At 44.5% G+C, this 11,316-nt stretch carries 14 protein-coding genes and 2 tRNA genes; 4 read left to right on the top strand and 12 right to left on the bottom strand.

Annotated elements, in window-relative coordinates; all coding sequences use genetic code 11:
* Nucleotides 1-387: 387 nt before the first annotated feature.
* On the top strand, nt 388-573 hold the full coding sequence (locus tag DRB05_RS01150; RefSeq protein WP_128725308.1) for a hypothetical protein: 186 nt from the start codon (nt 388-390) through the stop codon (nt 571-573).
* A 17-nt stretch (nt 574-590) separates the two neighbouring features.
* On the opposite strand, the gene DRB05_RS01145 is transcribed toward DRB05_RS01150, so the two are convergent.
* The 5 genes from DRB05_RS01145 to DRB05_RS01125 form a co-directional block, all read right to left on the bottom strand.
* Nucleotides 591-971, bottom strand: a complete 381-nt coding sequence (locus DRB05_RS01145) for a hypothetical protein (RefSeq protein WP_128725307.1) — start codon at nt 969-971, stop codon at nt 591-593.
* A gap of 8 nt (nt 972-979) precedes the next feature.
* Complete coding sequence (locus tag DRB05_RS01140; RefSeq protein WP_128725306.1) at nt 980-1,480, bottom strand: hypothetical protein; 501 nt, start codon at nt 1,478-1,480, stop codon at nt 980-982.
* A gap of 107 nt (nt 1,481-1,587) precedes the next feature.
* Nucleotides 1,588-2,964, bottom strand: a complete 1,377-nt coding sequence (locus tag DRB05_RS01135; RefSeq protein WP_128725305.1) for a class II fumarate hydratase — start codon at nt 2,962-2,964, stop codon at nt 1,588-1,590.
* Nucleotides 2,965-2,972: 8 nt separating this feature from the next.
* A complete protein-coding gene (locus DRB05_RS01130) occupies nt 2,973-3,383 on the bottom strand; it encodes a hypothetical protein (protein WP_128725304.1) in 411 nt (136 codons plus the stop codon).
* 115 nt (nt 3,384-3,498) lie between these two features.
* Nucleotides 3,499-3,681, bottom strand: coding sequence for a hypothetical protein (locus DRB05_RS01125; RefSeq protein ID WP_128725303.1), 183 nt, complete (start codon nt 3,679-3,681; stop codon nt 3,499-3,501).
* Nucleotides 3,682-3,847: 166 nt separating this feature from the next.
* On the opposite strand from DRB05_RS01125, the gene DRB05_RS01120 reads away from it, so the two are divergent.
* A complete protein-coding gene (locus DRB05_RS01120) occupies nt 3,848-4,438 on the top strand; it encodes a DUF938 domain-containing protein (protein WP_128725302.1) in 591 nt (196 codons plus the stop codon).
* Here the strand turns inward: DRB05_RS01120 and DRB05_RS01115 are convergent.
* The 3 genes from DRB05_RS01115 to DRB05_RS01105 form a co-directional block, all read right to left on the bottom strand.
* On the bottom strand, nt 4,418-5,548 hold the full coding sequence (locus DRB05_RS01115) for a GNAT family N-acetyltransferase (RefSeq protein WP_128725301.1): 1,131 nt from the start codon (nt 5,546-5,548) through the stop codon (nt 4,418-4,420). The genes DRB05_RS01120 and DRB05_RS01115 overlap by 21 nt on opposite strands.
* Entirely contained in the window at nt 5,541-6,815 is a 1,275-nt protein-coding gene (locus DRB05_RS01110) for an alpha/beta fold hydrolase (protein ID WP_128725300.1), read from the bottom strand. Before DRB05_RS01110 ends, DRB05_RS01115 begins: the two co-directional genes overlap by 8 nt.
* 63 nt (nt 6,816-6,878) lie before the next feature.
* Nucleotides 6,879-7,346: an Lrp/AsnC family transcriptional regulator gene (locus tag DRB05_RS01105; protein ID WP_128725299.1), complete on the bottom strand. Its 468-nt coding sequence runs from the start codon at nt 7,344-7,346 to the stop codon at nt 6,879-6,881.
* A 116-nt stretch (nt 7,347-7,462) separates the two neighbouring features.
* On the opposite strand from DRB05_RS01105, the gene DRB05_RS01100 reads away from it, so the two are divergent.
* On the top strand, nt 7,463-8,650 hold the full coding sequence (locus tag DRB05_RS01100; protein ID WP_128725298.1) for a monodechloroaminopyrrolnitrin synthase PrnB family protein: 1,188 nt from the start codon (nt 7,463-7,465) through the stop codon (nt 8,648-8,650).
* A complete protein-coding gene (locus tag DRB05_RS01095; protein WP_128725297.1) occupies nt 8,637-9,749 on the top strand; it encodes an aminotransferase class V-fold PLP-dependent enzyme in 1,113 nt (370 codons plus the stop codon). Before DRB05_RS01100 ends, DRB05_RS01095 begins: the two co-directional genes overlap by 14 nt.
* On the opposite strand, the gene DRB05_RS01090 is transcribed toward DRB05_RS01095, so the two are convergent.
* The 4 genes from DRB05_RS01090 to DRB05_RS22705 form a co-directional block, all read right to left on the bottom strand.
* Nucleotides 9,746-10,495 carry an MBL fold metallo-hydrolase gene (locus DRB05_RS01090; RefSeq protein ID WP_128725296.1) on the bottom strand — a complete coding sequence of 250 codons (750 nt, stop codon included), beginning with the start codon at nt 10,493-10,495 and terminating at the stop codon, nt 9,746-9,748. The genes DRB05_RS01095 and DRB05_RS01090 overlap by 4 nt on opposite strands.
* A 127-nt stretch (nt 10,496-10,622) precedes the next feature.
* Nucleotides 10,623-10,715, bottom strand: a tRNA-Ser gene (locus DRB05_RS01085).
* Nucleotides 10,716-10,733: 18 nt separating this feature from the next.
* Nucleotides 10,734-10,824: transfer RNA gene (locus DRB05_RS01080), tRNA-Ser, on the bottom strand.
* Nucleotides 10,825-11,049: 225 nt separating this feature from the next.
* Complete coding sequence (locus DRB05_RS22705; protein ID WP_017219379.1) at nt 11,050-11,196, bottom strand: hypothetical protein; 147 nt, start codon at nt 11,194-11,196, stop codon at nt 11,050-11,052.
* Between the last annotated feature and the right edge of the window lie 120 nt (nt 11,197-11,316).

Below are 11,316 nucleotides of genomic sequence, written 5' to 3'. Positions count from 1 at the left end.
ACCCACCGAGCTGTTGGGCTCCCCAAACAAAGAGAGTAAAACATCCTAGTTCGTAGCGAGCCAGGGCCTTATTAAAGATCGCGAGGTGAACTCGCTCCTACCACCGCATCAGTACTGAGCTGCATGGTCGGAGGTGGTTTACCCGCCGAGCTATTAGGCTTCCCAAACAAAAAGAATAAAACATCCTTCTTCGTAGCGAGCTAGGGCCTTATTAAAGATCGCGAGGTGAACTCGCTCCTACCACCACATCAGCACTGAGCAGTATGGCTGGAGACGGTTTACCCGCCGAGTATTTGAGAGCATGAGGCAGCTATATGGTTTTATGCAATAAGGGCTATAAGGAAAGGTTAATTAACGATATGATGGGTTAAAAACAGGGGCCTTAGCGTGTCATTTCATTTAATTGCACTGTTGGTAATATTTGCATTGTTTGGCACTTCAGCCACTTACTTAATTCGTTTTATGTATAGCTATTGGATTAAGAAGAGGCTTGAAGTGAAGTATATTGTTAACGCGAGTATTTGTGCGGTTTTAGTGATGGTGATCTCAGTGATCAATGAGCTTGTTCGATGACCTGAAGGCTCACTAGTTTATAGAGGTACTGCCTGACAGGTATGCGCAATACATAGTGTTTGTATTGGCATCACAGGTTCACAACTAACCGCTGGTGCTTTTTCTTTGTTATTCAGCTTTTCTTGCTCTGTAATAGCGCTAACAACAGTTTCTACATCTTGCTCATCAGTATGCTTCGTTGAATAGATCAGATATTCCCTTGGTCCACCACAGGTTAATCGTTCACCTACCCCAATTACTTTACACTGGTAGCTTGCATCACAGCCTAAATGTGCTCTTATCTCGGTGAGTGTATGCGCAGTATTAGAGCGACTTGTGGCATCGCTTGGCGTCATTTCACAGCCTGATAATGCCGCAATTAGTGTACCGATGCAGGCGAGAGAAATAGCTAACTTCATTATTGCCTCTAGTATGTAGGACGACTATTTTCTAGTTTAACACACTTATTTTCAACGCATTGCGTTGCGGGTTCAATTAAATGCTGACAGATACTCATCATTTGATTTTGCATATTATAGGCGCGCTCTAATGTAGTAATTTGCTCCGCTAATTGTTTTACTTGTGCCTCATCTGCTGATTTAGTTGAATAAACCTGATAAGAGGAAGGGCCGCCACAGGCGCGATCGCCAACGGCAATGACTTTACACTGGGTATCGTTATCACAGCTTTTGTCGGCCACGACGTTTTCCAATGATTGTTTATGGGCTTTGATATCAGAGGTGTCGAGCTTTTTACCCTCTTGTTGAATAGGTAAGCTTGCTTCTTTTGATTCTTTAATTTCAGTGTGCTTTTCGCTTACAGGTTTGGCTTCCTGCGCTTTTTGTTCAGTGGTTTCTTTTTTAGTTACCTCTTCTTGGCAGCCAAACAGCAGAAAGGTTGCGAGTAAAGTGGGGATCATCTTATTCATTATATGCTCTCCTAATGTTTGCTAATTAAACTACGCAAGTCTTTAAGGAATAGCAAGTTCTGCAGCCTGCATACACTATATGTGATTGCAGGCTGTGAACGATAGCGTTATAAACCGCCTTTGGTGAGTTTTTGCGGATCGAGTAATGATTGGAGCTCGTGTTCACTCAGATCGGTTTGCTCAGCAGCGACCTCAATAATTGGACGCCCTTCTTTGTAAGCAAGCTTGGCAATTTGTGCTGCTTTTTCATACCCGATCACAGGATTTAACGCGGTAACTAAAATCGGGTTTTTAGCGAGCGCCTTTTGAATATTCTGCTCATTCACTTTAAAGCTTGAAATAGCTTTGTCTGCAAGTAGCCTCGAGGTATTCGAGAGGATCTCAATACTTTGCAAAATATTTAATGCAATCACTGGCAGCATAACATTCAGCTCGAAGTTGCCTGACTGGCCCGCAACACTAATCGTTGCGTCATTACCGATGACTTGAGCACTGGCCATTGCTGCCGCTTCTGGAATAACGGGGTTTACTTTACCTGGCATGATTGAAGAGCCGGGTTGTAGCGCCTCAAGCTCGATTTCACCTAGGCCAGCAAGCGGTCCTGAATTCATCCAGCGTAAGTCGTTGGCTATCTTCATTTGTGCTACTGCAAAGGTTTTAAGTTGGCCAGAAAGGCCCACAATCGCGTCTTGTGAACCGATGTGATAGAAAAAGTTGCTACCTTTACTGAAACGGATCCCGATGTTAGTGCTCAGGTTTTGGCTAAATAATTTTGCGAACTGTGGATCGGCATTAATACCTGTGCCTACCGCTGTTCCACCTTGACCTAACTCGTAAACCTTTTCTAAGGAATGAACAATGCCCTGACAAGCGTTATCCACCTGCGCCTGCCAGCCACTTAATGTTTGTGCAAAGGTCACCGGCATTGCATCCATCAAGTGCGTCCGGCCAGTTTTGACATGATGACCAACTTGCTCTGCTTTTTGTTCAATACTACGAGATAAGTGTTTTAGTGCTGGCAGAAGGTCATACACTGCTGTGATTGCACTACTCACGTGAATCGCTGTTGGGATCACATCGTTTGAGCTTTGGCCCATATTAACGTCATCATTAGGATGAATTGCTACGCCGCTTAATTCAGTAGCCAACGTAGCTATCACTTCGTTGGCATTCATATTGGAACTGGTACCAGAACCAGTCTGAAAGACATCTACAGGGAATTGGTCTAAGTGTTTGCCATCAATTAGCTGCTGACATGCACTCACAATTGCTTTTGCTTTATCACTTGATAGATGGCCAAGGGATTGATTGGTTTCTGCTGCAGCTTGTTTGATATAGGCCAATGCTTTGATAAAGCTAGTTGGCATTGTGATCCCGCTAATAGGAAAGTTATTTACAGCGCGCTGTGTTTGCGCCTTGTAGAGCGCATGCTCAGGAACATCTAATGTTCCCATACTATCGGATTCTTGACGAAATGTAGTCATCGTTGCTCCTAATAAAAAGGGTTAAACTGTTGGCAGGTTTGGCACGCATCTCGCTGGAGCTTCAGAAATTGCTGTGACGAAGTATGGTGCTGTTTATAAAACCGTTTTAATGCCAGCAAAGGTTTAAATAATTGATCCATGCATTGTTTACGTATGGCTGTATCAACGAGTGGATCGGCAATCTGTTCTAACAGTTCGGACAATGTATTTTTAAGATAAAGCTCTTGCAGCAGCGGGTTATTATGGCGCTCGTACCATTTCGCCATGCCTATGCCTGCCGCAATATATTCCGCAACCAAGAGTGGTGCTTCAAGTTGTGGTCGCTGGCAGTGGCGATTAAGCTTCGCACGGTAAGTCTGTAATAAAGTAGCTAGCTGCATGAATACAAAACCAAACGATGTAATGATAATGGTTATCATTACATCGTTTGTTTGGCAATTCAAGCTTTAGTATTTGCATTGCCAATCAATTTGTTTAGCATTCACCATAGCAGCCCACTATGAGTCTGAAATGAATTTAAAAAGAGTGATTGAGTTAATTATAGCCGAGGAGATATTGCTGCTCTGAATGCTCTTTCTCTTGTTCTTCGAGTTGCATTAGGTTGGCGACTTCTTGTCGGTAAGCGCGACCTTTAGTGAAGGTATTTTTACGCTTCTTCAGGACGAGTCCCTCGCTTTTAAGTTGGCTTGGCATTTGGGTGATCTCTGAAATTTTCATGCTCGCTTCTCCTCTTGGTACACTTTAAACTTAGCAGAAGTTGTACCAAAATAAATTTCTTTTCTAATTTTAATTGCTTAGTAGAAGTTTTAGCTGTTTGCCTTGCAATTGAGATAAATTCTTGCCTCAATGAGGCGCATAAACCGATCAAAATAGTGCAAACGAGATGACAAAACCTTACTCTCAAGCGTGTGAAAACAATAAACAGCCAATATTAGAAAAGCTCACTCCTTATCTAAACAAGTCTTTGGAAGTGCTAGAAATAGGCTCTGGTACGGGCCAGCATGCGGTGCACTTTGCTGCGACGTTACCACATTTAACGTGGCAGACAGCGGACCGAGAGGTCAATCACGCCGGTATTCAAGCGTGGCTTGATGATGCAGAACTTGAAAACGTTTTACTGCCACTGGCGCTAGACTTACACCATGCGTGGCCTGTTAATCAGCGTTATGATGTGATCTATACTGCTAATACTTTGCACATTGTGTCATCAACGCTCGTTGAGCGCTTAATCGCAGGAGTTGGACGACACCTTAAAGAAAGCGGCTACCTGATAGTTTATGGGCCTTTTAATTATCAAGGTGAATTTACCAGCGAGAGTAACCGAGAGTTTGATACGTATTTAAGGTCACAAGACAAAGAGAGTGGCATTCGCGATCAAGAATGGGTATTGGCGCTTGCGGCAGAGCAAGGACTTACACTACAGCAAGACTATGCGATGCCGGCTAATAATCGCTTATTGGTGTTTAAACGGTAGTTTTGCTCGACACTCGGTAAAGTAATGCTCGAGTGCGTCAGCTTCGCGCTTGGTAAAATCCTCAAGCGCTCGCTGAAAGTCAGGTTGAAATAAGCGGTGATACGATTGCCTCCACACCGGTTCAAAACCCCTCACTAACTTGTGCTCGCCTTGAGCACCTGCGTCAAAGACAGCAAGCTGATTCGCAATGGCGTACTCTATGCCTTGATAGTAACACAGCTCAAAATGCAAAAAGTCGTAACTATCCTCAATTGCGCCCCAATAGCGACCATACAAGGTATCACCATCCACAAGATATAAACTGGTGGCGATAATTTCGTGGTTTAAGTAAGCGCAGCAAAGACGAAGCTTATCTGGCATTGAGGTGATAACTTGCTGAAAAAAGTCGCGAGAGAGATAGCCGTGGTGCCGCGAGCGTTTAAGATAGGTGAGCTGGTAACTGAGAAAAAACGCATCGAGTTGTGCTGTGCTTATTTCTCTGCCAACAGTCCATCTTATGTTAATACCTTGGGCGGTCACAGCTTGGCGTTCTTTCATGACCATTTTACGCTTTCTTGATGTGAGTCGAGCGAGAAAATCATCGAACTCGGCGTAACCTCGATTATGCCAATGAAATTGCACATTGCGCCGCATCGTTAAATGACTTTGAGTGAGAAAATCGCTTTCACGACAAAAATTAATATGGACTCCACTAATGCCTAGTTGGGCGAGGCTCATGAGCGTAGTGTCAATATATTCAAGCAAGCAAGAAGATAGACGTTTCGTTAATATTCTTGGTCCTTGAGTTGGCGTAAAGGGGACGCCACACAGCCATTTCGGATAGTAATCTAATCCATGGCGCTCGTAAGCTTCAGCAAAAGCCCAATCAAAAACGTACTCGCCATAAGAGTGCGATTTAATATAGCCTGGTAAAATTGCAATCAACTCGCCCTGGCGTTCAATCATTAGGTGATGTGGTATCCAGCCAGTCTCTTTGCTGGTGCAGCCGCTCAACTCTAATGCAAGCAGCCACGCGTAGCTCGTAAATACATGTGATGGTGAAACGCAGTCCCACTGTGCTTCTGTCACTTCAGTTAGAGAATGAATAAACCTATGTTGGTACTCAGTCATTGTGGCCGTCAAAAAATGCGAGCAGTGCTTGCTCAAAGTTGCTGTAATCAGGGTTAAACGTGATCCGCGCAAGAGCAGTGTATTGCGTCATGCTTTTCTCGTGACGCTCGCCAAAATGGACGGTTTTACCTGTGCGGCAGTTAATAAAGGCCTGGTCTTCTAAGTGGTAACTGGTGCAGTTACGATAAGGCCCTTTGCGGCCGTAAAAAATATGTTCAGGTGGTTGCAAAATACCAATATGAGACATATCGATAATATTGTCGGCTTTCACACTCCGATACTCCACTCCTTGCTTAGTCGATAGTGTTTCCGAGTAGATAAATTGGGTCAATGTTGATTTAGGTTGCCACTTTTCTAGCAGCTTTGCCGTTGCGTGATTGTCTATGGTGGTATCGACATCGCTATAGCTGATAAACATCGGTACATCTGGCAAAGTGGTGAGTGATTTGAGTGGCGCCATAGCTTGATGGGCTAACGTTGCGCCATGCCATGGGAAAGATTCATATTTGGCGAAATCCAAATCTGCGTCTTCATCTATCCAATTGACAAATGGCACGTAATCAATCCATTTGGCTAGCCAACCGTTCTTATTATGTGGCTCCGTAGCGGGTGAGATAAGTGCAACAGAGCCTAAATTATTAGGCTTGTGCTTCGCTATGCTACTTAGCACCAAGGCAGCACCAGTGGAGTAACCAAGCACGGAAAAATGCGTAAAATCTTGGCTCGTCTGTGCGATGGCATAATCCGTGTGGGTTTGCCAATCGTCAATATCAACTTCGGTTAAATCGCTTGGTGCAGTCGCGTGGCCTGGCAGTAACATGGTTCTGACATTGTATCCTGCTTCATAGAGTGCTGCCGCAAGGTAGTGAAAAGTAAAAGGAGAATCGGTCAGACCATGGATAAGTAAAATGGCTTGATCTTTGTTGTCATGCTCAAGTGAAAATGGCGCGATTAAGTCACTTACCTTGGGGGTTGTCAGGTTGAGTAATGTTGCAGTGGGCGTCATTAACGGGCACGGCAGTGTGGCGCGGGGATTGCGGCTTTCAATAAGTTGCTTGGTCGAACGAATATAATCGTTATAGTTTTTTATATCCCCTACATCGACTGTGACGGGGCCTTTATCGATTGCGTCGCGGAATAATCCCGACTTTTTGCTCTTGGTGAATAGCGACATATCACTCACTTGGGTAACACAGTCTTGTGCGATGACCAAAGGTGAGGCAAGCAGGCTAAAAGCAAATACTGTGGAGGTAAGGTAGTGGCGCATTGTCGGTCCTTATGAGCATAAAATCACATGCAGTATAGCGAGAACAGATGACGATAAAAATGGTTAGCGGATCGGTAATATGCGTTTTGCAAAAGTTTGCTTTAGTACAATCGTTGATTCAATCCCGCTAATTACCTTACAGGCCCCCAGTTGATGTTTGGCAAATTGTTCATAGCTGGGCAAATCCTTTGCTACGATTTCCAGTAGGTAATCATAACTTCCGGAGATCACTGAACAGCTGATCACCTGATCTTCAGATTCCACGTGTTGTTCAAATAAATGCGCTGCAGTTGCGGTATTTTCACTGAGTTTTATAAATGCATAAACCAAAATACTTAGGTCAACTTGCGCTCTATCCAGTGCCGCATGATAGCCTGAAATTACTCCTGTATCTTGCAAGCGTTTTACGCGTCGAAGACAGGGAGTATCGGAAAGGTTTGCCTTTTCGGCAAGTGAGGCATTACTCAAACGTGCATTATGTTGCAAGGCGTTAAGGAGCAATTTGTCCTTGGCATCTAAATTTACCGACATAAACCAAATAAAAGAGTGATTCTTGCTAATCAGTATTAAACTTTTAGAGAAAATTGGCAAATTATGCTCGTGGTGATTTGCTAGCCTTAACTGTGGAATAATCACGAGAAGTAATCATGAGTCCATTAGCCGTACAATTTGACGCTTGGATTAGAGGTCCGTTTGTCGACCTTAACGACAAGCTTGAACATCTTTATTGGCAGCAGCAGGATAAAGCAAACGTTGAAGGCGTTGGTGAAACGCTAAAAGCACAGTTATTAGAAGAAGGTAATCAACTGATCCAAGCCTTGCTAGAAGAAGGCAATACCGACGAAGGCTTTGAGCAAGCATTCGACTTACTCGGTAACGTTGGTCTATTTATGGCTGCATGCAGACGCCACGAAATTACCGAGCCAAGCCGTGAAAAGGTGTCTCCACTAACGCAAGCATCGGCATTGGCCATGCACATTGGTGCCTCTTTGGGGGTTACGCCGCGCTTCGCAACGGCTCATCTCACCACACATAACCGCGCAATCAACGGCGTGTATAAGCGCTTTACTTCTCATCCGGCAGAGCGCTTATTCATCGACTACAATACGCAGGCCATTCTTGCCTATAAACGTGCGTCTGAATCGTTAATGAAAGTGCATCATTTGGGAATTTCTCATCCCATGTCATTGGTGCTACTCAAACAAGTTAAGCAAGCGCTGCTTGAGGTGATAGAGTCTAATCGAGAGTTATTTAAGGAGCTAGATACCGAGGCATTCTTTTACGTTGTACGACCCTATTACAAACCTTACCGAGTTGGTAAAGAGGTCTATCGTGGTGCAAACGCTGGAGATTTTGCGGGTATCAATGTTATCGATATGATGTTGGGGTTATGCCCAGCTAATGATATTAGCTATGGTCAAATGCTGGTGGAAAAATTCCTCTATATGATGCCAGAAGACCAAGCAACCCTGCGGGAATGCATGCGCACGCCTAATTTAATGGATGCGTTTCTGAGTGCATTGAAAGGGCCGAAAAGTGATTGGTTTGGCCCCGCCTGTAGTTTGTTTGTACAAGTGTGTAAGCTGCATGGAGATACGGCCATACAACATCACAATCAACTCGTCGAAAAGTATATCGCCAAACCTTCGCAAGCAATGCAGCAACAGCACTTAAGCAAAGTGACCGCCAGTGGTCCACCGATTGAAGTCTTACTCAAAGAACTCGCAGACTTAAGAGATAGGCGAGCCGCTGCCGAGCGCGATGATATCTTTACTCGGCATCACGACTTAAAACGATTACGCCAAGCAATAGGGATTAAGCATGAAGCAATATAAGGATGATTTTCACCTGTCTACGGGTCCCTATTTATTGAGTCATTCTGTTGGTCGTATGTTGAAATCTGCAGCGGAAGATTTTCATCAGCAATTTATGGTGCCGTGGCAACTACAAAACCAGGAGCCTTGGCAGCAGTGGCTAAGCGGTATTGATCGTTTTACTTCGTCCTTAGCCTCCCTATTACACACTGATCCTCGCTTGTTTTGTCCGCAAGCAAATCTTTCCAGTGGTTTAACGAAGTGGGCGATGAGTTTACCCGAAAGTGGCATTCGCAAAGTGCGCGTGTTAATGAGTGAGCAAGACTTCCCCAGCATGGGGTTTGCGTTACAAAACGCGCTGGACAATATTGAGATTGTTTATATTCCCGAAGCGATGAATATGCACGACCTTAGCGTGTGGCAGCAATATATTGACGAGCAAATTGACTGGGTATTTGTCAGTCATGTTTATTCGAATAGCGGTCAGCAAGCCCCTGTCGCCGACATCATTGGCCTTGCTAACCAATACGGCTGTAGAAGCATTATTGATATCGCTCAGTCACTTAGTGTATTACCAATAAATTTAAGCGAATGGGGCGCGGATTGCGTTATAGGCTCTTGTGTGAAATGGAGCTGCGGTGGCCCTGGCGCCGGTTTTATCTGGGTGAATGAGGATGTTTTGCCTTATTGCGAACCAAAAGACGTTGGCTGGTTTTCACATCAAAATCCATTCGAGTTTGATATTCATCATTTTGCGCTGAGTGAAAGTGCGCTGCGTTTTTGGGGCGGTACACCAAGTGTGGCACCTTATATCTATGCGGGGCATAGCCTTGGCTATTTTGCTGAGCTCGGGGTTGAGCAAGTAAGAGCGTACAACTTTGCTTTGTTGTCTGGGTTACAAGCGGCATTACCTGAATTTTATCGCTCTCCTACAGCACAGAGTGCTTGCTCTGGGACCGCTATTTTGCATTTTGGCTCGCGGCATGAGGCAGTGATGGAGCAGCTTAAGCGTGCAGGCATTGCTGTGGATAATCGTCGCTACGGTATTCGCGTCTCACCACATATTTACAATAGTCAGGAGGACATTGCGCGGTTGGTGCAGGTTATAAACGAAAGCTAGCTTCCTAATCCTAGTGCTTTTTTGGTCTTCTTCTTCACCGAGCGCCAATGTGTCATTGGCTGCTTGGGCGCGTGCGCTATCAATGCGTTAAAATCAATTTCTTCAGCAAGTACCTCTCCTTGGTGTGCCAAAATCACGGAGTGGGGTTTTAGTGCCTTTACTTTGGCAAGAGATTGGCGATACAAGCGTGGATAGAATACCGGAAAAGGCGCAACAAATTGTCCTTTCACTTTTACCGTCAAATCCGCCACATAGATGCGCTTACTGGGGAGATGATACAAACTCAAATCTCTATCCGTATGACCGGGTGTGTGTATCGCTTGCCATTCGTTAAAGTAGGGTAAGCTATCACCATCAGCTAGGAAAAAATCTGGTGATAATTGTCTTGGATACCAAAGGTTACGTTTGGCCTTGCGCTTTCGCCCAGCAACCCAAAGTGCCAGCGCCATATCGGAGAGATGCATCATGACACCATCAATACCTCGATACCACTGACTGGGGGCATTTGCGGTCGCAATCTTTGCGCCCGTGAGTTTTTTGAGTTTGTGCGCGCCACCGGCATGATCTGGGTGCATATGCGTGACCACAATCAGCTTTAGTGCGCTTAATGGTTTTTGCAATTGCAGGATGTAGTTGCAGACCAACTCAACATCGGCACGACAGCAACCATCGAGTAATAGCAGATCCGTTTCGTGCTCGACCAGATAAATATGTTGAATATAACCTTCTAAGACATGGATTTTCATTCGTCACACTCATTTCCCCAATCAGATCTCAACATAGCATAGGATAAAGACATCTGACCAGTTGTGTATGGCAGTGATAAATCGCAGACATAAAAAAACCGCAATTAAGCGGTTTTCTTATAAGTGATGGCGGAGAAGGAGGGATTCGAACCCTCGATAGGGCTACAAACCCTATACTCCCTTAGCAGGGGAGCGCCTTCAGCCACTCGGCCACCTCTCCGACGCAATACTTTAAAAATGGCGGAGAGATAGGGATTTGAACCCTAGATACGCTATTAACGTATGCCGGTTTTCAAGACCGGTGCTTTCAACCACTCAGCCATCTCTCCATGGGCAAAGATAATACTTAGCGATTTAGGCGCTGTAAACCGTTTTTAAACTGTTTGCTTAAAAAATGTTCTAAAAGTGAGGTTTTTTTTAAAATTGTGCTAGAAATTAGCGGTTTGTCGAAGAGGTTTTGTACAAAAGTGCTGGTTGAATAGGTGCTTTTATGGTCTATTGAAACAAATGCTGACGAGAGCATGGCGGGTTGGGGCGCCATGCTCTGTGCAGACTTACTTATACATAATCACGTCTTTTAACGCTAAGTGTTGACCACATACTGCCAACCACTTCGTCCAATTGATACGACGTTGTTTAGTTGGTTGTGTTTGGTTAAACGTGTTTTGTGATGGGCTGCAAGGTGCAGCTGAATTAAGCATGTCTGGCTCCTAATAAGTTATGATTGAAAACGAGGTTATTTTGCCCGCAATTTGTTTAAATTTAAAACGATAAAAATTGATGTTTTCGGATAAAAATAACTAATGAATTAATGCTTTATT

It is taken from the genome of Pseudoalteromonas sp. A757 (genome assembly GCF_004103285.1).
In the GTDB taxonomy this organism is placed as follows: domain Bacteria; phylum Pseudomonadota; class Gammaproteobacteria; order Enterobacterales; family Alteromonadaceae; genus Pseudoalteromonas; species Pseudoalteromonas galatheae.
Note: the sequence above shows the minus strand (reverse complement) of the source record. Positions and strands in the feature narration are given on the sequence as shown.

Coding starts and splice junctions, on each gene's coding strand:
- DRB05_RS01095 (WP_128725297.1), top strand. CDS start 8,637: ATGAAGCAATATAAGGATGATTTTCACCTGTCTACGGGTCCCTATTTA.
- DRB05_RS01115 (WP_128725301.1), bottom strand. CDS start 5,548: ATGACTGAGTACCAACATAGGTTTATTCATTCTCTAACTGAAGTGACA.
- DRB05_RS01120 (WP_128725302.1), top strand. CDS start 3,848: ATGACAAAACCTTACTCTCAAGCGTGTGAAAACAATAAACAGCCAATA.
- DRB05_RS01105 (WP_128725299.1), bottom strand. CDS start 7,346: ATGTCGGTAAATTTAGATGCCAAGGACAAATTGCTCCTTAACGCCTTG.
- DRB05_RS01135 (WP_128725305.1), bottom strand. CDS start 2,964: ATGACTACATTTCGTCAAGAATCCGATAGTATGGGAACATTAGATGTT.
- DRB05_RS01145 (WP_128725307.1), bottom strand. CDS start 971: ATGAAGTTAGCTATTTCTCTCGCCTGCATCGGTACACTAATTGCGGCA.
- DRB05_RS22705 (WP_017219379.1), bottom strand. CDS start 11,196: ATGCTTAATTCAGCTGCACCTTGCAGCCCATCACAAAACACGTTTAAC.
- DRB05_RS01100 (WP_128725298.1), top strand. CDS start 7,463: ATGAGTCCATTAGCCGTACAATTTGACGCTTGGATTAGAGGTCCGTTT.
- DRB05_RS01140 (WP_128725306.1), bottom strand. CDS start 1,480: ATGAATAAGATGATCCCCACTTTACTCGCAACCTTTCTGCTGTTTGGC.
- DRB05_RS01130 (WP_128725304.1), bottom strand. CDS start 3,383: ATGATAACCATTATCATTACATCGTTTGGTTTTGTATTCATGCAGCTA.
- DRB05_RS01125 (WP_128725303.1), bottom strand. CDS start 3,681: ATGAAAATTTCAGAGATCACCCAAATGCCAAGCCAACTTAAAAGCGAG.
- DRB05_RS01090 (WP_128725296.1), bottom strand. CDS start 10,495: ATGAAAATCCATGTCTTAGAAGGTTATATTCAACATATTTATCTGGTC.
- DRB05_RS01110 (WP_128725300.1), bottom strand. CDS start 6,815: ATGCGCCACTACCTTACCTCCACAGTATTTGCTTTTAGCCTGCTTGCC.